Raw genomic sequence first — 23392 nt, 5'->3', positions numbered from 1 at the left:
GTAGAAAAGAGTGCAGATTCCTGAAAAATAAGGCAATCCGGGGTGTCTCTGCGGATATAGACGGTGTTTAAAATGGTTTGCCATTGGAGGAATATATATGAGCAATATACTAGAAGCAAGAAGTGTGAACAAAAAAGTAGAATTAGGGAATAATCATGAGCTTCATATCTTAAAGGATGTAAACTTGGAGATAGAAAAAGGTGAATTCGTATCGGTCATGGGGCCATCCGGAAGCGGAAAGTCAACACTGCTATATAATGTAAGCGGTATGGATAGAATTACTTCTGGCAGTGTGAAATTTAAAGGCCGTGAATTCGGCAGACTAAAAGAAGAAGAACTGGCGAAGATCCGACTGAATAACATGGGATTTATCTTTCAGGATATTAATCTATTAAAGAATCTGTCTGTGATTGACAATGTTATGTTTCCTGCTCTTGTATCAAAAGATGCGGATAAAATTGCGATAAATAATAAAGCAAAAAAAATGTTGAAAATGACAGGAATTGAAAAGCTTGCAGATAATAATATCACCCAGGCATCTGGTGGACAGCTGCAAAGAGTCGGCATCTGCAGAGCATTGATCAATGATCCGGATATCATATTTGGAGACGAACCGACCGGATCATTAGATTCCAAATCGACAGAAGAGATTATGTCGATTCTTGCAGAGATTAATAAAAAAGGGACAACCATAATGCTCGTTACGCATGATGCAAAGGTGGCAGCAAAAACCGAAAGAGTATTGTTTATGGTAGATGGAACTATTGTGGTACAGAAGAAAATGCGTAAATACGATGCGCAGCATGACGATATTAAGGAAAGAGAAGAAAGCATTAATAAATGGTTAGTGGAAAATGGATTCTAATTTTTCATTGGCATTCGCATAAAGTTCCAATTTAATATTATAACGAACTAATATCTGCTACAGGGGATGGAATAGCATTATTCTCTTTTGGTCTTGCATTATTAAATCTTATTTTAAACGATATAATTATTTGAAACAGCTAAACGGAACATTAATAATTCGAACAAATGGGAGGTATGGGTGTACCTTCCTTTTCTAGTAAAAATTGAATTTATTCCCAAACCAGTTATAATAGAAAGTAGGTATTTGTAAGCGGTAACAGATATGATAATTCTTGAAAAAATAGGAGGAAATTATGGGTAAAGTAGTTCATTTCGAAATTCATGTCAGTGACATGGAACGGGCAAAGAAGTTTTATGGAGAGGTATTCGGATGGTCATTTCAAGATTGGAGTGAGTATGCAGGGATGCCTTACTTTGGGGCAGTGACCGGGAATGAAGATGAACTTGGGATTAATGGTGCATTGATGCAGCGTCAAAGTGCTGCGCCGGAACCAAATCAAGCTTTAAATGGATTTGCTTGTACAATGGGAATTGAAAATTACGACGTAACGGAAGCGAAAATTATTGAGAATGGCGGCAAGGTCGCATTGCCCAAATATGCCCTGCCTGGAATGGCGTGGCAAGGATACTATATTGATACCGAAGGCAACATTTTCGGCATTCATCAACCCGATGCGAATGCAAAATAGAATCCAAAATTAGGTGAATAAAAACATGAAATCACAAGACACGGCAGGCATGCTTGAAACATTGCGCAATATCTGTCTTGCCATGCCCGAAGCAGTTGAACATATCGACGGTTTTGGTCATAATACTTTTAAAATCAATGGAAAATCATTTGTGATATCTGGTGAGAGCGAGCAAGGATTCAACTTGTCGTTCAAGTCAGATCGGGAAACACAAGAGTTATTGCTCCAGAAAGAGCATTTTTACAAAACGCCATACATAGGACAGCACGGCTGGGTCTCTATTCAAAATCCGAATCGGGAAGACTGGAATGAATTGACCGATCTCATTCAAGAAGCCTATTTACGGGCGGCCCCGAAGCGTTTGGTTAAGAACTGGAATGAGTTGCATAAAAGATAAGAAAGGCGGAATGATCTGCCTTTCTTTCTTTTTTCTCTTTTTATTAACAACCAAAAGCTAAGAAAGTAATAAACGGCACTTTTCAGAAAATTATGTACTTCATATTAGTAGTATGTTATAGTTATTGAAAATTACATATCGTGTAAGAATTGGTGCCAAGCTAAGGCTTGGCTTAATAGGGAAGAACGGTGTAATTCCGTCGCTGTCCCGCAACTGTAAATCGGAGTGAATCACAAATACCACTGTCTAGATGACGGGAAGGTGTGAGGAGCCATGATGATAAGCCAGGAGACCTGCCAATTTCTAGTACACACCAAATACCTACGTGGAAATAGGTGGTGACATTCATTTGTACGACAAACGAGTTATGAGCAGCGCTGTTTTGCTATGTTTTTTTTAGCATAACTTTAACTTGATTGTAGAGCCATTTCCATTTTGTGGAGATGGCTTTTTGTATTTGGGATTTGTAATGATAAAAAGGAGGAATGACAAATGAATTTAGCAAGTACAGCGATTGGTTACCCGTACATTGGTGAGAATCGGGAGTGGAAACGGAGTGTGGAGTCCTTTTGGAAGGGTACGTTTTCAGAGGAACCATTTATATTAGAGATGAAAACCAATCGCTTGAATAATTTGAAGCGCCAGCAATCTTTAGGCTTAGATCTACTTACAGTTGGGGATTTTACCCTTTATGACCGTATGCTTGATCTTGCAGCAATGTTCGGAATGGTTCCAAGTCGTTATCAGTGGACAGGTGATGAAGTAGATCTAACTACGTATTACGCAATGGCACGCGGGGCCAACCATGTTGTCGCATGCGAGATGACAAAGTGGTTTAACACCAATTATCACTACATCGTACCTGAGTATGAAGGCCAGTCATTACGATTAACAAAGAACTACCTGTTAGATTATTTTCTAGAGGCCAAAGAAGAACTAGGTCTTATTACAAAGCCTACCATAATCGGTCCTTTTACTTTTGTGAAATTAACGAAAGGATACAATGCCAAATCGAAAGCATTGTTTATTTTAAAAATTTTACCGCTATATACACAAGTATTCCAACAACTAGTAGATGCAGGGGCACAGTGGATTCAAGTCGAAGAACCTGCATTAGTCCTTTCCCTTACAGCGGATGAAGTAAAACTAGTTCAAGAAATTTACAAACAATTAACAGAACAAGTCCCTGCTGCCCAAATCATGTTACAAACATACTTTGAGGGACTCTCAGCATATGAAGAGTTATCACAATTACCTGTTGCAGGAATTGGTCTTGATTTCATCCATGGTGGAGAAGAGAATATAGCATCACTTCGTAAACACGGCTTCCCACGAGATAAAGTATTAGGGATTGGAATCATAAATGGACGTGATATTTGGCGGGCAAATTTGGCTGAAAAAGCAATGAATACAAAAGCTGTTTTATCATTAAGCGGTGTAAAAGATGCTTGGATTCAGTCTTCATGTAGTTTACAGCATGTCCCTGTAACAACAAAGGCTGAAACGAAGCTAGATCCCACCTTAACAAATGCTTTATCATTTGCTGATGAGAAATTGGTTGAGTTAACATACATCACATCCTATTTACGTGACGAGACTTGGAAAGGGAATAGGAGCGTATCACAAAGTATGATAGCAACTGAAGCTTTAGCAAAGCATAAGGCGAGGAAAAATCCACGAGTGAAGGAGCTTGTATTGCAAGTAAAGCCAGAACATTTTGCACGTCCTTTGACGTATAAAGGACGTCAGCCTTTGCAAAAAGAGGCATTACAATTGCCAGATTTTCCAACCACTACAATTGGCAGCTTCCCTCAGTCGGATCAAGTAAAACGGACTCGGACTGCCTGGCGTAAAAAAGAAATGACGGACGCGGAATATGCGGTATTTTTGAAAAGTGAAACAGCTCGCTGGATTCAAATTCAAGAAGAAATTGGACTGGATGTTTTAGTTCATGGTGAATTCGAGCGTACGGATATGGTTGAGTACTTTGGAGAAAAACTAGAAGGTTTCGCCTTTACAGAAAAAGCATGGGTTGTATCCTATGGTTCACGCTGTGTAAAACCGCCCATTATTTATGGTGACATCGAGTGGAAAGCTCCAATGACAGTGAAGGAAGTAGCAGAGGCACAGCAATTAACATCTAAGCATGTGAAAGGGATGTTAACCGGTCCGGTCACCATCTTAAATTGGTCTTTTGTCCGTGATGATATTTCACGTGAACAAGTCGCCAACCAACTAGCCTTGGCACTTAGAGAAGAAATACAAGCGTTAGAAGCCGCAGGTATTGCCATTATTCAAGTTGATGAACCGGCATTACGTGAAGGATTGCCATTACGCAAAGAAAAATGGGCTGGCTATTTAGCATGGGGGGTAAACGCGTTTAAGTTAGCGACTTCAAGTGTGAAGAATGAAACACAAATCCATACCCATATGTGCTATTGCGAGTTTAATGACTTTATTGAACCCATTCATGCCCTTGACGCCGATGTTATTTCAATCGAAACGTCTAGAAGTCATGGGGAGTTGATTCAATCTCTTAAACAAAATCCTTATGAACTGGGTATTGGTTTAGGAGTGTACGATATTCATAGTCCACGAGTGCCAAGTGTAGAAGAAATCAATACGATATTAAAAGATAGTTTAGAGGTTATTCCAAAAGAACAGTTCTGGGTGAATCCAGATTGTGGTTTAAAGACACGGCATGAAGAAGAAACCATTGCATCGTTAAAAAATATGGTGTCGGCCGCTCGGAAATTGCGCCAACAGCAGCATCAAACGGTTTAAATCACCAGAGCCTTTTCTACTTTTGGAAAGGCTCTTTGGGTTGTTTAATTAAACATCACCACCTAGGCATATGTGCATAAAATGATAGTGCACAAAATGGAGGTGTGGTCTTCAAAAATGATGGGTTTCAATCATTATTATAGAAATAGCCCGTTCTTAAATTCCCAACAGGAATATGCCCGGCCGTATCCATTCATATATGTACCGATTTCGGAGTTAAGCAGGATAGGTGCTAAGGTTACTTGGGACGGAAAACAAATGATTTATTCAGTAACAAGTGATTATCATCAAATAAAGGCTCAAAACCAACAATTAAGACAAAGGCTCTCGCAATTTGAGCAATTAGTTACAAATCAGAACCTAAGGGTAGATGACCAAAAACTGGGAAATGCACTTAGCTGATCAGGGAAATACAAAATATTCAAGTGCCACCATGCCGGTAGATTTGAAATTATTGACTTTAAAGAAAGATCCATTTAATAATGCTTCTGCCCTGTTTAGTGTGAATAAGAATCAGCTGTATTCAGCTGAACGAATCTCGAAAAAAATACTCTCTGCAACCGACTTGGACACCTATAAAGAGAGATGGAATTTTTCAACAGAAAACCAAGACGAATTTCTTGATTTGATAGCAAGAGACGGAGTCATATACGCTTCAACCATGAATAATATTTATGCGATTAAGGATAATGGTAATGCTCCACAAACACTTTGGACCCTTGCTGCCTTTGCCAATCGTCTCTTAATTGACCAAAATACGTTATTCTATTTAACGAGAACCAGCGAGGGATTGTATGCTATTGGGACAGTAGATGCAAATACGGGTCAAAAGAAATGGAATTATTCCCTTAAATTCCAAGAGCAAATCGAAGGAGTTTTCGCTGCTGGCGGAAACAAGCTGTTTGCAAATATACGGAATCCCGTTCAAATGACATCCAAAATGTATGCTTTCGATACGTCTTCTGGAACGGTGCTTTGGAAATTTGATCTTGATTCAAGCTTGCCTATTTACGGAGCCCCTGTCTATAAAGAGGAGAAGCTTTACTTCGAAACGAAAAAAACAACTAGAACGATTTGGGCATTGGATGCGGCCAGCGGAAGAACATTATGGAAGTATATTCCAACTGGTTACTATACACAGCCCCTTTCGGTAACGAATGATTCTCTAATTGTCCTTGATGAGGCTAATATTATGGCAATTGATAAAAATACAGGGGTGCAAAAATGGAAAACTATGTATGCAGAACAGTTTGTTTCAGGTGGACTTCAGACTATTACTGGATCAGATGGAATGGTCATAGCATCAGACAAAATCATTTTGGAAAATTACAACAAGCTCAAATTCTTTAATACAGCCAATGGACAGCTTATTTATTCAACGCTACAGCTTTCTACTACCACGGGCGGTGTGGGCGTAAGGCCAATCGGAGTCATCAAAGACACCATTTTTGTAACGGAGTCCAATCAAATCCTCTATACCTATGCGGTACCAAAGCCAAGTCAGCTCGATACCGAAAAGCCAACGGCAACCATTGATTTGCCAGCAGTCAATCAACTTACACTTCAAGATGGAATGAAGCAAATAAAAATTCCAATTACACTAAGTGAAACGTCAGATATGGAGGTTAGTATTGTCGATGAAAGCGGTTATGTAGTGCGGATAATCGGTAATGGACGATACTTGAAGGGAACAGCCAATTTATATTGGGATGGCAAAAATAGCCGTGGCTTTAACGTAATCCGTGGAAATTACTATGTAATTGTAAAGCTCACAGATCTTGCAGGAAATAAGAATGAGTACACAGCACGTGACAAGGTCATTCAGATTACAGAAGGATTCGGCCTAACGGTGAAAAATGCCAACTTGCGCTCGGCAGCAACTACACAAAGTACCATACTAAGAACAATCCCTGCTGGTTCAGAAGTGGTCATAACAGGAGAAACGGGTGATTGGTATCAGATTGAGTACAGGATTGTCAGCGCGGTTCTGAAAGGATATGTCTCCAAGCCATTAATCAAAGTTCCATCCAATCAGGAGATTCAAGCAATTGAAAATGCTAAGACAAGGACAAACGTCAATGTTAGAACCTATCCTGGAACTCAGTATGATACAAAGATCGTGCTTCCGATGAATACAGATATAAAAATTTATTCCGCAATAGAATACAAGAAAGACAGCACTACTTCGGATTCTGGGTATGTTGCAAAATTTACTATTGCCCTTCCAACTGTATCTACATTTATTTACACCGTAATTGCTGGGGACTCCCTCTGGAAAATCGCCCAAAAGAATGGTGTAACGATTGACTCCATCGTCAAAGCGAATAACCTCGATCCCAATCAACCAATCTATATTGGCCAAAAACTGATCATAGTGAAATAATCATTTTTCAAAAAGAGAGCACGCGATCTTTTTTTATGCGAAAGTGAAGGCTCAGAATATATAAAAGGTATGGATAAAGAATTTATTTGACATTTCTAACCGACGTGTTAACATTATCCATGCAGAGCAATTTTTACAAATTAATAGGTGAAGCAAATCCGCTAGAGGTGCCTTTTTAAAAGGCTGAGATTGAAGTGATACTTCGGGACTCTATGAACCTGATCTGGGTTATACCAGCGTAGGGAAGTGGAAACATGGATATTTGAAGGATCATGTTTATATTTCAAATTATCAACCACTTTCTTATCAAAAGAAAGTGGTTTTTTGTTTTTCACTATATTTCATAGAGAAGCGGAATCTTCTTAAAGGGGTGACTTGTATTTTAACTAGTGTTAAAGAGTTGCATATTATATCCAATGGTAAAATGCCGATCGAACAGCTACGTGAAATTGTCATGGATATTCACCCATATGTAACCGCGATTCACTTACGAGAAAAACAAAAAACAGCGAGGGAGCTTTTTCAAGCAGTTGAACTATTAACCACGAAAAACCTGCCACTATCAAAGATTATTATCAATGATCGTGTGGATGTTGCCTTAGTTACAAAGGCAGGAGGGGTTCAATTAGCCTTTCATAGTTTAGATACAGCCATTGTCAAAGGAAATTTTCCACAGCTTAGGGTAGGGAGTTCCACCCACTCCTTTGATGAAGGACAAAAAGCAAAAGAAAATGGTGCTGATTACGTGCTTTTCGGCCATGTCTTCCCTTCACAATCAAAACCAGGAATGACCCCTAAAGGTCTTGAGGAATTATCAAGGATCACACAATTAGAGGTTCCGGTTATTGCCATTGGAGGCATAACCCCTGAGAATACGGGGCGGGTACTCGAAGCAGGGGCAAAAGGTATCGCGGTCATGTCAGGAGTTTTAGAAGCTCGCGATCCATTATTAGCAGTAAAGGCTTATTTAAATGTGTTAAGAGATGGAGATGGAACAAGTGGAAAATTCATTTGATGTTGCCATAATCGGAGGAGGGATTAACGGATCCTCTATTGCCTATCAACTATCAAAAATGGGAAGAAAAGTAATCATAATTGAGAAGGAACGATTGGCTTGCCAAGCTTCCAGTGCGGCTGCCGGTATGCTGGCAGCACAAGCAGAGATTGAACAAGATGGTCCTTTATTCCAGTTGGCATTAAAGAGTCAAGCAATGTTTTCCACTCTATCAAGCGAGTTATATGAATATACTGGAATTGATATCGAGTTTGTGAATAAAGGAATGCTGAAAATTGCAGAAACGGAAGAAATAGCAGTAGAAGTAAAAAAGCAGGTCAACTATCAAAGTAATTGGGATCCATCTATAAAATGGCTGGATGGAAAGGTATTACGAGAAATGGAACCGTCTTTAGCACCAAGTGTTGTTGGAGGGATGTATCTCCCCAACGATGGACATGTGCAGCCAGCAAAGTTAACACAAGCTTTTGCAAAAGCGGCGGTTTATTTTGGAGCGGAAATTCGTGAAAATACGGAGGTCCTTTCTTTTATTTTTGAAAACGGTCAGGTTAAAGGGGTTAAAACGACCAATGGTGTCATACATAGTGAACAAGTAGTCGTGGCCACCGGAGCTTGGGCAGCGAAATTAATGCGTGAATCTGGGCTGGACATTAGCGTGTATCCTGTTAAAGGAGAATGCTTTTCCGTTAGAACGGAGGAGCCGATTATTAACACGACTATTTTTTCTGACAAACGCTGTTATCTGGTACCAAAACGAAATGGGGAAATTTATATTGGGGCAACCATGATTGAAAATACCTTTGATAACAAGGTTACACCCGAAGGGATTGCTTCATTAATAGAAAGAGCGACTCAACTAGTACCTAAGATTAAGGAAGCAGAATGGGAGCGAGTGTGGTCAGGACTCAGACCACAGACAGGCGATGGAATCCCTTATATTGGCGAGCATCCAAGATGGAAGAGATTGTTCGTTGCAGCAGGGCATTTTCGAAATGGGATATTATTAAGCCCTATTACAGGGGAAATAGTAGCTGACCTATTAGCAGATAGACGGCAAAATGAGGCTCTTCTCGCAGCTTTTCACCTTGAAAGACACAAAGAGACAGTTGGTTAGGAGGTCAAAGATGGAAGTAATATTAAATGGCGAGTATATCCAATTACCAGAGCATGTCGTATTTGTTTCAGATGTTCTCAAGCATTATGAAATCCATGAAAGGTGCGTTGTCGTGGAAGTAAACGGTGAAATATTAACCAAAATAGATCACCAAAGTACTAGATTATCAGATAAAGATCGAATTGAAATAGTCCATTTTGTAGGAGGCGGTTGACATGTTAAAAATAGGTTCATTATCCTTTCAATCTCGTTTGTTTCTAGGAACGGGAAAGTATCCAAGCTATGAAATCCAAAAGGAAGCAGTGGAAGTTTCCAAAGCTGAAATCCTCACGTTCGCGGTAAGACGAATGAATATTTTTGAATCAAGTCAGCCGAATTTTTTAGAACAGCTAGACACCAATAAATATACGCTACTGCCTAATACAGCAGGTGCGAAAACAGCGGCAGAGGCCGTCCGTATCGCAAAATTAGCAAAAGCATCTGGCCTATGCGATATGATTAAAGTGGAAGTGATTGGCTGTGATAAAACATTACTTCCTGACCCGATTGAAACCCTAAAGGCGACAGAAGAATTAGTGAAGGAAGGATTTATTGTCCTCCCTTATACCTCAGATGATGTTGTTTTAGCTAGGAAACTTCAAGAAGCTGGCTGTCATGCTGTCATGCCAGGGGCCTCGCCAATTGGATCTGGTCAAGGTATCATCAATCCCGTAAACCTTAGCTTTATTATCGAACAAGCCGTCGTTCCTGTTATTGTTGATGCTGGAATCGGCTCACCGGCCGATTCGGCTTTAGCGATGGAATTAGGAGCCGATGGCGTCTTATTGAATACGGCTGTGTCAGCTGCCAAGGATCCAGTAAAAATGGCAAAAGCAATGAGATTAGCGATTGAAGCTGGACGTTTAGGCTATGAGGCCGGCCGAATCGAGAAAAAGAGATATTCTACAGCAAGCAGTCCAAAGGAAGGAATGAGTATCGGGTGATTAATCGGTACTCACGACAAGAACTTTTTTCACCCATTGGAAAAGACGGGCAGCAGCGAATTTCCGATAAACATGTACTCATAATTGGAGTGGGAGCGCTCGGATCAGCATGTGCCGAAGCACTTGTCCGCGCTGGAATTGGTAAACTTACCATTGTTGATCGTGATTATGTAGAATGGTCCAATTTACAGCGGCAGCAATTATATACAGAAGAAGATGCCCAAAATCGAATTCCTAAAGTAATAGCGGCCAAAAACCGCTTAACAGCCATTAACTCTTCTGTAAAAATGGAGGCAATCATTGCGGATGCCTCTGTGTCAGAGCTGGAGGACTGGGCCAAAAAAGTTGATCTTATTATGGATGCAACGGATAATTTCGAAACAAGAATGATCATTAACGATGTATCCCAAATGTATGGTGTCCCATGGATTTACGGTGCTTGCGTTGGAAGCTACGGAATCTCCTACACGATCATTCCTCAACAAACACCTTGCCTTTCTTGTTTAGTAGAAACAGTTCCTCTTGGAGGATTAACCTGTGATACAGCTGGAATTATTAGTCCAGCTGTTAACATGGTCGTTTCTTTTCAAATAAGTGAAGCATTGAAAATTTTGGTTGGTGACTTGGATTCATTGCGAAATAAACTTGTTTCTTTTGATGTATGGAAAAACCAATATAGTTCCATACAAGTAGATAAATTGAAAAAGAGGGATTGTCCTTCTTGCGGGGAAGAACGTACTTACCCTTATTTATCATTTGAAAATCAAACAAAGACAGCTGTCCTATGTGGAAGAGATTCTGTTCAGATACGTCCTTCGATTCCAATTGTTCGTGATTTGGAGGCTTTAGAAAAAATATTTGCGAATCAAGGGGGAGCCGTGGAACGAAATCCTTACCTTTTATCGTATACTGTGAATTCTCACCGATTAGTAGTTTTTAAAGACGGAAGGGTGTTAGTACACGGAACGAAGGATATTTCCGCAGCAAAGGCACTATATCATAGATACTTGGGTTAGTTAGAATGAAACAACGACTGGCTCTAATCTTCCTATATTAATATCTACCCTGACAAATATTATGAAAGTGGAAGACTTATACATGAATTTTATTTCAGTGAATATGTTTGGATATCCCGTGTTAGCCCCTTATGTTGGCATTGTGGTGTCAGTGGTTATGCTTGGGCTGCCCATCCTGCTCGCTCGATGGCTGATTTTAAAAAAGTAAATTGCCTAATTTTTCTTTTAGGAAAACCAAAGAAAATAAAAAAGAACTGATTGAAAATTTTAACAAATAAGGTTAGTATTAATAGTGGAATAGGGATTTTTGCTCTATTCGAATCGTGCTCTTTGTAAGAGGAAATATAAGGAAGCTATTTTTAATAGGCAATGATTCTCTAGATTTATGGATGCTAGAATTTAGGCCAAAATAAGACGTAGGAACCTCTACGCTTATTTTGGTTTTTTATTTAGGTTAAATGCCGAGAGAGGGAGGGTAAGGATGGAACTGGATGAGATTAAACGGCTGAACTTTCTACTTGAAATATATATAGATGTGAATGTAGATAAAGATTTCTCTGTTTTATCAAAAAACGCAGACTCATTCTTTATATTGAATATGGCAGGAGAATTGGCTTATGTGAATGATGTTTGTGAAACACTCTTGGGATGCACTGCACCCGAATTATTACAGATGAGATTGAGTAATATTTTCCTCTCTTCTGGTTTAAATGAAACGCAAACATTTTTTTTCGAAAAAGGTCGTGAAAAACTTACAAATTTTGATTCAAGAATTAGTATGAGCCATGGAACAATAATGGACGTAAATGTAACTACTTTCCCAATCCTTTTTAATGAAGAAGTGGTGGGGTCCTATGTAGTACTAGAAGATATATCTTTGATTAAAAAAGAAAGGCAAATGCTATCGGAAAAACAAGCGGTGGCAGGACAATTGGCTGCTGGGATTGCCCATGAAATTCGAAATCCCATCACTGCTATAAAAGGGTTTCTCCAATTAATCATGGGAGAATACAAAGGTGAATCCATGTATTTTAACGTAGTAGAATCGGAGATTTCGCGAATTGAAGTGATTTTAAAAGAACTAATGGTGCTGGCAACGCCCACCAAAAAGAAGTTAGAAAAATTGAATATCCGTTTATTAGTGGAACAAGTCTTGACGGTAATGGAGTCGCAAGTATTACTCAATAATATTCAGGTTGAAAAAAGGTTAAGTCTCCAGGAAGAGTTAATCTTAGGGGATGAAAACCAATTAAAACAAGTGTTTATCAATTATATAAAAAATGCTATTGAGGCTATGCCAGATGGCGGCATAATCCTGGTTGAAGGAGCTATTTTTACGGAGGACATTGTGCAGATTAAGATTATCGATCAAGGATGTGGAATTCCACCTGATATTATCAACCGGATAAATGAACCGTTTTATACAACAAAAGAACACGGAACAGGACTAGGGATGCCAGTGAGTTATCAAATTATTGAAGAGCATAAGGGGAATATTCATATTACTAGCAGCACAAATGGAACCTGTATCGAAGTGAATTTACCGATGGTGGGGGCTTTGGCGTGAATCATATGGAGATAAGGAGACCTGAACGGGAGGACCAGGAAGAGTTAAGTCAATTTTTTAGAATTGTCATTACAGACACCTTTGCTAAAGAAGGACTAGCTGAGATGGTGGAGGAAATAGAACAGGAAATCGAGTTAAAGATGAAATACGTGCAAAGTGATTTAGAAAGTAATGGGGAGAATCGCTATTTTTTAATCGCTTTAGATCATTCCAAAATTATTGGTACCATTGAGTATGGCGCTGCTAGTGACCTCATTACTAGTTGTACGGATGGGGCATTAAAGGAATTGGTAGAGATAGGCACCGTATTTGTACATCCAGACTTTCAGAGAAACGGGGTTGGAAATTTGCTGTTGAATGCCATGTTTCGAACCTTAGAGAAAAAGGATATAACGGAATTTTGCCTCGATAGTGGATATACGAATGCACAAAAGATATGGAAGAAGAAATTTGGGGCACCCGAATATTTATTAAAGGATTATTGGGGAGAAGGATTTGATCATATGATTTGGAGAGTAAAGACTTATCATCATAAGTAGAAAAGGGCCCAATCTAATGACTGGGCTCTTTTCGAATTCCATCTTTCTGATTATTTCTCAAACCACAATTTCGTTTTGTCATCGGGATCACCATTGTAATTAATCCGGATTTCCTCGCCCTCTTTAATGTCGGTATATGCATAAAAGTTAATGGTGCTCTTATTTAGTTTTCTTTTAAAGATGGCGTTCGGTTTGCTGGAATGGTTAAATAGCGACCCAATACCCAGTGCTAATGCACATTCATCAAACTCTTTTCCCCACCAGAAGACATAATCAATCAAGGTCGTTTTTTCCAAATACTTAAACTCTTCTTTAGGGAAGATGATGACCGGTGACACCTCTAAAAGCTCATCCTTCTTAATATCACGAGTTGCGAAAATCCCTCGCCCATGTTGAGATTGCTTTACCTCCAACATATCTCTGTATACCTCCAGTTTCCTTTCATACATTTCCAGTTTTTTATTAAGGTATGAAAAAAGAAGGTGTTTGGTTTAGGTTATTTGGGTGATGAGCTTAATTAATGTGGAAAAAAATATGGCTCACTTTTAGGAGAAACAGAGGAGGAGATTTAGCAAGTGTATCGAATTTAATTACAGTTGCTGACTTATTTAATGGGGATGATTAACTTGGAAAAAAAGATCTTTGTGATAAGGCACTGTGAAGCGGAAGGACAATCAAGCGAGGCACGGCTTACTGCACAAGGAGTCAGGCAAGCAGCCGATTTAGCTGAATTTTTTGTGGATGTGAAAATGAATCGCATCATCTCAAGTCCCTTCTTACGGGCCATCCAGTCCATCGAGCGGGCTGCCGCGCGGGAAAAAATAGACCTTGAAGTTGAGGATAGGTTAGCGGAGCGAATTTTAAGTAGAGAGGTTTTACCTGATTGGCTTGAGAAATTAAAAGCTACATACGATGACTTAGATCTAAAGTTCGACCACGGCGAGTCCAGCCGGGAAGCGATGCACCGTGTTGTTAGTGTGGTGGAAGAAATATTTAAGAGTGATTCGGAAAACACACTAATCGTCACCCATGGAAATTTGATGTCATTACTATTAAAAAATTATCTCCCGGATTTTGGCTTTGAGCAATGGAGAAACCTTACAAATCCGGATGTGTTTCTTTTGAAGTTAACGAACAATGAGATTTCCATAGATAGGCTGTGGCGGGGTTAGGTTAGGTGCTGAAATGTTACATAGAGATTTAGGGAAGAACCAGGTGAAGATTCCAATTATTGGTCAGGGAACCTGGACTTACGGAGAACATAAGAGTGAAGCAAAAGAAGAAATTAAAGCATTAAGATTTGGAATTGAGAATGGTATAACGCTGATCGATACAGCTGAAGAGTACGCTAGGGTTGGTGCCGAAAGGATTGTTGGTGAAGCGATTGCTGATTGCCGCAAGGATATTTTTTTAACAACAAAGGTTTCTGCAAAAAATTGCTCTTATCAAGGAGTGATTGAGGCAGTAGAATCAAGCCTAGAAAGGTTGAAAACTACCTATGTCGACTTATACTTGCAGCATTGGCCAAGCACGGAACACCTTGTAGAGGAAACCATGCGTGCCATGGTCTATTTGCTAGAAAAAGGGTTGGTTAACCATATAGGGGTTAGTAACTTCACTCCGGAATTATTGGAAGAAGCAAAACAAGGTCTGGGGGATCATCATCTCGCTTGTAATCAGGTTGGTTATCATCTAAATGACAGACGTATTGAAAATAATGTCCTGCCATATTGTCATCAGCAAGGGATTACGGTTATGGCCTATTCACCATTTGGTTATGCTCCTGAATTTTTTGGAAGCCCTGGATTCCCGAGGGAGGGGACAATAGAGCGCAATATATTAGATGGTATCGGCGCGAAATATGGGAAAACAGCTCATCAAGTAGCTCTAAACTGGATACTTAGACAGGATGGGGTTGTAACCATCCCGAAAGCCAAAAACATTGAGCATATTAAACGTAATCTTGATGCACACGGTTGGGCACTTCATGCAGAGGATTTAGCACAAATAAACAGATATTTTCCAAGACCCCAAGAGGGAATGCCCTTAGTACGATATTAAGGGTGTCAGGCACCACTTATGATGACTGGAAGGTCAGCACGAAAGATAAAACATATTTTAGGAGGATACTATGAAATTATCAAAAACTTTACGGCTTACTCTTTTTCTAACTGTGATTATGTTTTTATTCAGCACAATAGTAAGCCCTAACAAACAAGTGGAAGCTGCGACAACACAATCAGCCACCGTAACGGTTGATAAATTAAATGTTAGAAGCGGTGCGGGAACAAAGTATAAGAAGGTTGGCTCGCTGAAAAAGGGAATAAAGGTAACTGTTTATGCCAAAAAGTCGAGCGGTTATTCCGAAATTCGTTATAAGGGTAAGAAAGCGTATGTCATGACAAAATACCTGAAGTTCACTCCAAAAGGCGTTGTCGTAGTAAAATATAAGTACAAGAATATTAGCAAACTGTCCTATCCTCAAGTAAAAGGACTAAAAAGTAAAACTGCAGAAAAGAAAATCAACCAAGCATTATTAATTTATGCCTCGAACGCTTATAAGGAATATTAAAAAATGTTAAAGGATGAAAAAGAGGTTCGTAAAGATGTGGAATTGTGTGGAGAATATTCCTACGCATGCGACTATGATTATACAACAACATACAAAATTAAATATAACAACGGAAAGACTTTAAGCGTACTTATCTATGATTATGGCTACTATGGTGGTGCGCATGGAATGGGTTCAGTTACTTCGTTTAATTTCAAAATTAGTAATGGTCAAAAAGTAAAATTGAGAGATGTATTAAATTCAAATACTAAGGTTAGTAAAGTGCAGCGATATGCGTATAACTATATGATAAAGCATAACGAGACCTTTTCTGTATCCAAGCTTAGCGATGTTGCCATTAATAACAATACACAATTCTATTACACAGATTCCGGTATTGTTTTAGTTTTTCAGGAATATGAAGTAGGACCTTATTCTTCGGGATATCCTACTGTTAAAATACCAAGTACACTCTATAAGTAATCGACAAGCACTGGCATATGTCAGTGCTTGTTTTTTGCCTGAGGCAGATTGTTCTTAAAAAAAGATGCAGTAAATCAGCTAAGTTGACAGGACAGAAATAATTAAATTTATAAGAAGAATAGTTTAGGCTGACAGCGAGTTTCCTGTAAGCCTTTTTGTAGGGTCTCAATAGATGGGTGAATGCTGCCTAAACGGTTATAATGATAGTGGAGTTGATTAGGATGAATTCGAAGGATATAAATGCACGGATCGATGCATTAGACTATTTACGGGGATTTGCATTACTGGGAATTATTCTGGTTAATGTCATTCCCTTACTTTCGGTAAAAGTACCACTTCCCGGTACTGGCAATGCAACGTATTTGAGGTTTTTATACCTATTTGTCGAAGGGCGCTTTTATACAATCTTTACTTTTTTGTTTGGTGTGGGCTTTTACATTTTTATCTCAAAGGCAATGGCCAAGGGGAAAAATGGATATATGTTGTTTTTGCGCAGGGTAGCCGTCTTATTTTTACTTGGACTCGTCCATGTGCAATTCCATCCAGGGGAAGCATTAACGATTTACGCCGTTTGCGGCCTGATTATTTTGCCTTTTTACAGAGCCAGCAAGGTAGTAAATCTTGTTTTTGGAGCGGCGATGGTGCTCGTCTTAAGTATTTTTGCTGAAAAAATCTTCATGGTCGTCCCCCTAATGTTGTTAGGAATTGCTGCCGGGCAGTACCGGGTATTTGAACGCTATGTCCACCATTGGAAAATGACTGCTCTTTTTACTGGGATCATGTTTGTCTTGAGTATTAGTGGCCTTATGTATCAATATCAATTTGCACCGTTTGAATTTGGCGATGCTTTGGATGAAACCAGCATCGAAACGAAAATGTTCTTACATATTGGAATCACGATTGGTCCGATTGTTTCGGCGTTTTATGTAGGGCTGTTGATGTTGCTGTTACGTTTTTCAATAATCCGTAAGGTCTTATCTCCTTTAAAAAGCTACGGACGGATGGCGTTGACAAACTATGTTTCACAAACAATCCTAATCCTGACAGCAGGGAAAGGTTTGGATTTAGTCGATCATCTGACTTACATCCAATCACTATATCTGTGTTTAGTGATTTTTGTGATTCAACTTAGTTTCAGTTCACTATGGCTGCGGTACTTCCGATTCGGTCCTTTGGAATGGATGTGGCGCGCGATGACCTATCTTGAGTTCCCGCCAATGAGAAAACCTAAGATATAAGCTCGCGCGGATTGTACGGTGTGGGATTCAAGAAAAATAAGTCAGTCCCCCACGAGTTTGAATGTTGGAGGACTGACTTTATGTGAGGAGGAAATGAACGGCGGCTAAGTTGAAAGGTTGTTATTTTTCAATTTCTACATCGTGTTCCTTTGCTAGGTGATCCAATTTTGTTTGATAATCACGAATATGTTTTCGGGCATCCGCCAACATGTCATTGGCTTTTTGAATTAAATTTGCGTCCTGTTCTTCTAAGGCCTGCTTAATTATTGCAAAGGCATTAAACTGTATATCTGCCCCTTCAATATATATTTCGTGGATTTCTCTTACCTCATCTGTTTCTATCTTTACCGAATCAAGCTCTTTAATAAATTCGTTGTAATTCGGAATAACATCGTTTATTAACACATTGTACATGGTTTGATCATCCTGATAGTTTGAACCCGAGACCCCGTCATAGGCTGATATGGCAGCCTTTTCTAATTTCCCCGCTTCCTTCATTTCTTTATTTACATAGTTAAGTAAATCATCTTGTACAGGATCACTGGAGCATCCAGACATTAAAAACAAAATGGGTAAGAATATAGCCAATAGCCATTTTTTCACTACATTCACCTCCTAATGCCCAATTTATGAGGGGAAGGAAGTCCATTATGTGTTTGTAAAAGCTTTATTTTATTCATAGGGTGGTATTATCTGTCAAATCAATGGCCAATGAAATAGAAAGTGCCTTATAAAAGTTTTAATAAGGGTAAATGGGAAGGTGAGCGTGCAGTTTGACAGAAAAATCTGTCCAAACTGGGTGCTTTTTCTATGTGAAAACTTTGTCATTTTTACAAGAAAAATGAGGATTTATCCGATCTTGGGAGAGGGTAATGCAAAATATGTCTATTTTCCTCGAAACAGGTGATTCGTAGGTATAATATTCTGATTTTCTTAGGCATTTAATCATGTGTGTGTGAGGAGATATATCCAAAAATAGCTATTTTTTAAAGGTGTATTTAGTAAGGAACTCCTATGTTTTGATAGCTTTTCATTAAAAATAACTTGGTTATTAAACTCTCTATAGTGTAAATATGCTGAAATTAATAGGAATTGCAGTTGTTTTGTAAAACGATTATAGTTTACTAATTATTCCATACATGTGAATAATCAGTAGATTGATAATAAAAAAGGGGGAGTTACATGTTTCGTCGTAAATCTATTATTACAATTCTAGCAGCTGGGATGGTTTTGTCCAGCGGGGCCGTCTATGCTCAAACTATGAGTGCACCAAATGGACAATCAGACACAGCCTTTGATAATAAAATTATCAAGAAAATTAGCGCAGATAATATGTATAACACCATTGCGTTGTTGTCTGAGCAGCCAAGAGAAGCGGGAACGGAAGGGGAAGTTCGTGCGGTTAAATACATAGAGGGCGAGTTTAAGAGCTTAGGTTTTGAAACAAGGGTAATACCATTCCCAATCTATGATTACCGAACAAACCATGTTTGGGTGAAAATTGGTGGATCTGATATCGAAGGGACTGCACCGCATGCCTTTAGTGGCAGTGTTAGTGGTAAGGTATCCAGACAGCTTGTGAATGTTGGGAAAGCGAAGCTTGGGGAAATTCCGGATGAAGTGAAAGGGAAAATTGCCTTGGTGGAACGCGGGGACATAACGTTTATCGAAAAAGTACAAAATGTGTTAGATAAAGGTGCAGTTGGGGTACTAATGTATAACAACAGTTCAAATGGTAACAACTTTGGACAAGCAGCTGAGGGGCAAAATATTCCAGCAGTAGCGATTACACAGAAACAGGGCTTGGCTCTGGTGGACCAATTAAAGTCTGGACCAGTTGAGGCAACCTTAGATGTGGATATCGAAAAAATCGAGAAAACATCCTATGTTGTTGAAGCTAAATTGAAGCCGAACAAGAACAAGGATACAGGCCAAATTGTCACTGTCGGCGCCCATCATGATTCTGTTCATGGGGGACCAGGGGCAAATGACGATGCCTCAGGTGTATCGGCTGTCCTTGAATTAGCGAGGATTTTTGCGAAAGCACCAATCGATACAGAAGTGCGATTCCTTACATTTGGTTCAGAGGAAAGAGGTTTAGTGGGGTCGTCTTTTTATGCTTCTCAGCTTCCAAAAGATGACGTGGACCGTATGGTTGCCCACTTCCAAATGGATATGATAGGCGGTCGAGATGCCGGAGCGGATCACCCAGCGGGCGGCTTAATTATGTATACGATTGACGGTCAGAAGAACCTTGTTACCGATTTAGGAGCAGCAGCAGGCGTAAGGACGATGGATGTAGCCATTCCTTATGGACAATTAGGCCGAAGCGACCACCAGCCGTTCCATGAATTAGGAATTCCATCGGCATTATTCATCCATTCACCTGTGGAACCATGGTACCATCAGCCGACAGATACAATAGATAAAATCAGCAAGGAAAAACTGCAGCAGGCCGCTGAGATTGTTGGATCATCGGTATATCAAATTGCCCGCCCTGAAACCCCGGCATTAGAAAAGGCACGTGTTGCCGCAGGTACCGTTGACTACGATTTTGAGGACCGTCCAGTCGATTAATCAATGCGAAAGCAGCCATTCATAACAAGAAAGAGCCACGCTTGGCCACTTACCACAGTGGTCCAAGCGTTTTTTAATATCAACAAACACAGTTGTCCGTGTGTGGCGGACGAAATAAGCTAAGTGTCTTTCGGTGGTGCCTGACACCGTTATGTGACACCGTTATGAATCTGAAATTGTAAAATTCTCCTTTTCTTTATCGAAAAACTCTGTAAAATGGAAATTAAGAGTATATTTGATGTGTTTGGAGCGATCTCTATGTCGAAGTTTTTCCCGATTTTTTCAAAAGAGAATGAATCTGTAGTTTATAATCCAGATGATTTAATAGACTTGTTTCTAGACTGTACAGCGGACGGGATTTGTATGGTTGATATGGAGAATCGGTTTATTCGAGTGAACCAAATGTATACGAAAATTTTTGGTTATACAGAGGATGATTTATTAGGGAAAAGAATTGATGAATTTCCTTATCCTGATAAAGCAAATGATATTATTGAATCAGTTAAGCGTGGTGAAACCTTTACTGATATGGTTACACAGCGCTACCACAAAGACGGAACCATTCTTGATATCGCTGTTTCGTATTCTCCTTTTCGGAATTCTTGTGGGGAAATTATTGCCGTCCTTGCCATCTTTCGTGATATAACCAAATTTATTAATATTGAAAGAGAATTGAAGAGAACACGGGAACTGTACAAGCTAATTACTGAAAATACAACGGATATGATCAAGGTGTATTCAAAAGATGGAAAGGTCGTCTATGCATCTCCATCTCATGAGGACGGGATTGGGTATACCCCTGATCAATTAATTGGTAAAACTGTCTGTGATCTTATCATACCAGAGGAAATTGACCAATTAAAAAAGGTTTATCAAAAGTTAATAGAAACAGAGGAGCCTCAACTACTCCAAACGCAGGTCCAAACGGGTAATAATGAAGTCATATATTCCGAGACCATGATTTCGCCCATCTTTAATGATCAAGGAGAGATTGATTCCTATGTCACGGTTGGCAGAAATATTACAGATCGGATCAAAAATGACGATACCCTTCGAAATTTAGACCGTCTTTCGATTATCGGCCAATTAGCTGCCGGGGTTGCTCATGAGATACGAAACCCTTTGACATCATTAAAAGGATTTTCAAAACTATTGACAGATGCAACGAATAGAGAAAAACAAGATGAATATTTATCAATTATCATGAACGAATTAGATCGAATTGATATAATTGTCAATGAATTTATGTCGTTGGCAAAGCCACAGGCGATTCAATTTGAACAAGTAAGTTTAACTTCCGTCTTAGAGAGTACGGTTAATATTTTACATCCCCAAGCATTATTACATAATGTTCAAATTACAAACCAATATCAACAAGATGACATTTTAATAGATTGTAGTCCTAATCAGTTAAAACAAGTTTTTGTTAATTTCTTAAAAAATGCGATTGAATCTATGCCGTTTGGAGGAAATGTCGATATTCATGTCCAAAGAGTGGAAGGCAATCGTGTACAGATAAGCTTTTCTGATGAAGGGATGGGAATTGACACCGAACTGATGCGCTTTTTAGGAACACCTTTTTATACAACTAAGGACAAAGGAATCGGACTAGGGCTTACCGTGAGCAATAAAATTATCCAGGAACATAATGGTACCATGAACATCGAAAGTAAAATGGGTAAAGGTACGACGGTGAAAGTGGAACTGGAATGTTTTTAAATTAGATAATAAAAAAGGTATCAGGCACCACAGTGTTTTGTGATGTCTGATACCCTTATTTGGTGTAACGATTTGCATAGCTGGATGCTACAAAGGCGTTCGGCTTGATTTTTGGTTCAACGCCCATGGATTCAATTCTGGTTACCATTTCTTTCACAAATTCACTCGTCTTGTTTCGTTTACCTGCGCCAATATCAATGTGTCCCTCCATGGTGAAAGTTGCTCCCTGATAGATATAGGGAAGAACAAGATTAACCAACTCATTTTTCCTTTCCTCGGTAAACATCGAAACAATTTCCTCCGTTAATGATAGTTCAAGAGATATCCGCTCGTGCAAGTGTGTCATTTTCCTTGGAATGACGACCTTCCTTATGCACGCCCATACTCCTTTTCCCTTATTCTGAATGACAAGTCCGGTAATAAAAACGGTTGTAGATCTATGGACTTGAGAATCTGTGCCGACCATTAGTTTGTAGTTGCCATTTGGATCTAACTTCATGAATGATACAATCCGTTCAAAAACCTGTTCGAAAGACATTCCATTCTCTTGAAGATTTTGAAACGAATCGTGATAAGCTCCGCTTTTTTTCATAATGAAGCACCACATCTTTCCTTTCCAACTGAAAAAGTTTAGTCTCGCCTCTTATTCCTATCTTATGGAAAGTGATATATAGTCGTGCAGCCATTGAAACATTTGATCTTCTTAGAAATGTATGTAGAAAGGTGAGCAAAAATTCATGAATGGTGTCATAGGAGTGGTGTCAGGCACCGTCAGTGGACAAATGCCTTATTTGTCCACTGTGGGAGGACAAGTCTGTTAAGGTTGGGAATGAATTGTACTTTGTGGTGGAGGTAACCTGTTAGTTAGTGGCGAATTTCAGTAAAAGGGATTTTTAGATTAGACGGAAATAGGGGGAGAGGGCTTGGCTTATTCAGAAATGAACATGATTGCAGAAACGAATGGGGGCCATGTTAATAATGTGAAACTCATTGATTATTTAGATCAAGCACGCAACGCTTGGTACCAATATTGTATTTTGTTAGGAGTGGAAGCAGTTGTCGTTCATATTGGTGCTGATTATAAAAGGGAAGTATTCAATAATGAAAAGTTGTTGGTCCGTACTTGTCTAGAACATGTGGGGAATACAAGTTTTATTCTCAAACAGACGATTTTGAAGGACGGGAAAGAACTGGCTGTTTCTGCTGAAGTGATTCTTACGACAATTAATCGGGAAACGAGGAGAAAAGTCACTGTTCCAAATGAAGTGCGAATGCTCCTTAAGAATGATACTGTGTTGAATGATGATTACCTTTCACAGGTGAATGCAATCTGTTAATTCTGTAAAAATATTTATCCAAAACGTACATCAAACAAATGAACATTCGAACAATCTTTTTTCAAAAAACAATTATTTGCCTAACAATATTTGTGCAAGTCCATCATTAGATAAAGAAAAGAATCTAATTTGG

General features: G+C 39.2%; 25 protein-coding genes and 2 riboswitches. Of the genes, 22 read left to right on the top strand and 3 right to left on the bottom strand.

The features are described from left to right. The first annotated feature begins 97 nt into the window (after window positions 1-97). The 14 genes from KW850_RS13125 (at window position 98) to KW850_RS13065 (ending at window position 13354) form a co-directional block, all read left to right on the top strand. Complete coding sequence (locus tag KW850_RS13125; RefSeq protein WP_218348020.1) at window positions 98-865, top strand: ABC transporter ATP-binding protein; 768 nt, start codon at window positions 98-100, stop codon at window positions 863-865. A gap of 295 nt (window positions 866-1160) precedes the next feature. Beyond that, window positions 1161-1556 (top strand): VOC family protein, encoded by a 396-nt coding sequence (locus KW850_RS13120; protein WP_218348019.1) that lies wholly within the window; start codon window positions 1161-1163, stop codon window positions 1554-1556. A gap of 25 nt (window positions 1557-1581) precedes the next feature. Then, window positions 1582-1953, top strand: coding sequence for an MmcQ/YjbR family DNA-binding protein (locus KW850_RS13115; RefSeq protein WP_256358232.1), 372 nt, complete (start codon window positions 1582-1584; stop codon window positions 1951-1953). A 133-nt stretch (window positions 1954-2086) separates the two neighbouring features. After that, window positions 2087-2268, top strand: a riboswitch (cobalamin riboswitch). Between the two features lie 177 nt (window positions 2269-2445). Continuing rightward, entirely contained in the window at window positions 2446-4737 is a 2292-nt protein-coding gene (gene metE / locus KW850_RS13110) for a 5-methyltetrahydropteroyltriglutamate--homocysteine S-methyltransferase (protein ID WP_218348018.1), read from the top strand. A 117-nt stretch (window positions 4738-4854) separates the two neighbouring features. Further along, the gene (locus KW850_RS13105) at window positions 4855-5139 is read left to right on the top strand and encodes a hypothetical protein (RefSeq protein WP_218348017.1); all 285 of its coding nucleotides are present in this window, start codon (window positions 4855-4857) and stop codon (window positions 5137-5139) included. Beyond that, window positions 5108-7120 carry an outer membrane protein assembly factor BamB family protein gene (locus KW850_RS13100; RefSeq protein ID WP_218348016.1) on the top strand — a complete coding sequence of 671 codons (2013 nt, stop codon included), beginning with the start codon at window positions 5108-5110 and terminating at the stop codon, window positions 7118-7120. Before KW850_RS13105 ends, KW850_RS13100 begins: the two co-directional genes overlap by 32 nt. A 153-nt stretch (window positions 7121-7273) precedes the next feature. After that, a riboswitch (TPP riboswitch) is annotated at window positions 7274-7382 on the top strand. After that, window positions 7383-8135: a thiazole tautomerase TenI gene (gene tenI / locus KW850_RS13095; protein WP_308128795.1), complete on the top strand. Its 753-nt coding sequence runs from the start codon at window positions 7383-7385 to the stop codon at window positions 8133-8135. Further along, window positions 8110-9249, top strand: a complete 1140-nt coding sequence (gene thiO / locus KW850_RS13090; protein WP_218348015.1) for a glycine oxidase ThiO — start codon at window positions 8110-8112, stop codon at window positions 9247-9249. The genes tenI and thiO overlap by 26 nt, the downstream gene beginning before the upstream one ends. A gap of 10 nt (window positions 9250-9259) precedes the next feature. After that, on the top strand, window positions 9260-9463 hold the full coding sequence (gene thiS, locus KW850_RS13085; RefSeq protein WP_218348014.1) for a sulfur carrier protein ThiS: 204 nt from the start codon (window positions 9260-9262) through the stop codon (window positions 9461-9463). Between the two features lies 1 nt (window position 9464). Continuing rightward, window positions 9465-10232 carry a thiazole synthase gene (locus KW850_RS13080; RefSeq protein ID WP_218348013.1) on the top strand — a complete coding sequence of 256 codons (768 nt, stop codon included), beginning with the start codon at window positions 9465-9467 and terminating at the stop codon, window positions 10230-10232. Further along, a complete protein-coding gene (locus KW850_RS13075) occupies window positions 10229-11248 on the top strand; it encodes a thiazole biosynthesis adenylyltransferase ThiF (RefSeq protein ID WP_218348012.1) in 1020 nt (339 codons plus the stop codon). The genes KW850_RS13080 and KW850_RS13075 overlap by 4 nt, the downstream gene beginning before the upstream one ends. Window positions 11249-11330: 82 nt before the next feature. Beyond that, complete coding sequence (locus KW850_RS33355; RefSeq protein ID WP_256358231.1) at window positions 11331-11456, top strand: hypothetical protein; 126 nt, start codon at window positions 11331-11333, stop codon at window positions 11454-11456. Window positions 11457-11729: 273 nt separating this feature from the next. Next, a complete protein-coding gene (locus KW850_RS13070) occupies window positions 11730-12815 on the top strand; it encodes an ATP-binding protein (protein ID WP_218348011.1) in 1086 nt (361 codons plus the stop codon). After that, window positions 12812-13354 (top strand): GNAT family N-acetyltransferase, encoded by a 543-nt coding sequence (locus KW850_RS13065; protein WP_218348010.1) that lies wholly within the window; start codon window positions 12812-12814, stop codon window positions 13352-13354. The genes KW850_RS13070 and KW850_RS13065 overlap by 4 nt, the downstream gene beginning before the upstream one ends. Before the next feature lie 50 nt (window positions 13355-13404). On the opposite strand, the gene KW850_RS13060 is transcribed toward KW850_RS13065, so the two are convergent. Then, window positions 13405-13770, bottom strand: a complete 366-nt coding sequence (locus KW850_RS13060; protein WP_218348009.1) for an SET domain-containing protein — start codon at window positions 13768-13770, stop codon at window positions 13405-13407. Window positions 13771-13971: 201 nt separating this feature from the next. On the opposite strand from KW850_RS13060, the gene KW850_RS13055 reads away from it, so the two are divergent. The 5 genes from KW850_RS13055 (at window position 13972) to KW850_RS13035 (ending at window position 17626) form a co-directional block, all read left to right on the top strand. After that, the gene (locus KW850_RS13055; protein ID WP_218348086.1) at window positions 13972-14526 is read left to right on the top strand and encodes a histidine phosphatase family protein; all 555 of its coding nucleotides are present in this window, start codon (window positions 13972-13974) and stop codon (window positions 14524-14526) included. A 43-nt stretch (window positions 14527-14569) separates the two neighbouring features. Continuing rightward, complete coding sequence (locus KW850_RS13050; protein WP_218348008.1) at window positions 14570-15415, top strand: aldo/keto reductase; 846 nt, start codon at window positions 14570-14572, stop codon at window positions 15413-15415. Between the two features lie 70 nt (window positions 15416-15485). Next, window positions 15486-15926: an SH3 domain-containing protein gene (locus KW850_RS13045; RefSeq protein ID WP_218348007.1), complete on the top strand. Its 441-nt coding sequence runs from the start codon at window positions 15486-15488 to the stop codon at window positions 15924-15926. 3 nt (window positions 15927-15929) lie between these two features. Beyond that, entirely contained in the window at window positions 15930-16388 is a 459-nt protein-coding gene (locus KW850_RS13040; RefSeq protein ID WP_218348006.1) for a DUF3298 and DUF4163 domain-containing protein, read from the top strand. Window positions 16389-16609: 221 nt separating this feature from the next. After that, on the top strand, window positions 16610-17626 hold the full coding sequence (locus tag KW850_RS13035) for a DUF418 domain-containing protein (RefSeq protein WP_218348005.1): 1017 nt from the start codon (window positions 16610-16612) through the stop codon (window positions 17624-17626). A gap of 120 nt (window positions 17627-17746) precedes the next feature. On the opposite strand, the gene KW850_RS13030 is transcribed toward KW850_RS13035, so the two are convergent. Next, window positions 17747-18229 (bottom strand): hypothetical protein, encoded by a 483-nt coding sequence (locus KW850_RS13030; RefSeq protein WP_308128794.1) that lies wholly within the window; start codon window positions 18227-18229, stop codon window positions 17747-17749. A 579-nt stretch (window positions 18230-18808) separates the two neighbouring features. On the opposite strand from KW850_RS13030, the gene KW850_RS13025 reads away from it, so the two are divergent. Continuing rightward, window positions 18809-20203 carry a M28 family peptidase gene (locus tag KW850_RS13025; RefSeq protein ID WP_218348004.1) on the top strand — a complete coding sequence of 465 codons (1395 nt, stop codon included), beginning with the start codon at window positions 18809-18811 and terminating at the stop codon, window positions 20201-20203. Between the two features lie 258 nt (window positions 20204-20461). Beyond that, a complete protein-coding gene (locus KW850_RS13020) occupies window positions 20462-21922 on the top strand; it encodes a PAS domain-containing sensor histidine kinase (RefSeq protein ID WP_218348003.1) in 1461 nt (486 codons plus the stop codon). A gap of 55 nt (window positions 21923-21977) precedes the next feature. Here KW850_RS13020 and KW850_RS13015 read toward each other — a convergent pair whose 3' ends face one another. Further along, window positions 21978-22514 (bottom strand): ribonuclease H-like YkuK family protein, encoded by a 537-nt coding sequence (locus KW850_RS13015; protein ID WP_218348002.1) that lies wholly within the window; start codon window positions 22512-22514, stop codon window positions 21978-21980. 331 nt (window positions 22515-22845) lie between these two features. On the opposite strand from KW850_RS13015, the gene KW850_RS13010 reads away from it, so the two are divergent. Further along, entirely contained in the window at window positions 22846-23259 is a 414-nt protein-coding gene (locus tag KW850_RS13010; RefSeq protein ID WP_218348001.1) for an acyl-CoA thioesterase, read from the top strand. Window positions 23260-23392: the final 133 nt, after the last annotated feature.

This window comes from Bacillus sp. sid0103, from assembly GCF_019219025.1.
Note: the sequence above shows the minus strand (reverse complement) of the source record. Positions and strands in the feature narration are given on the sequence as shown.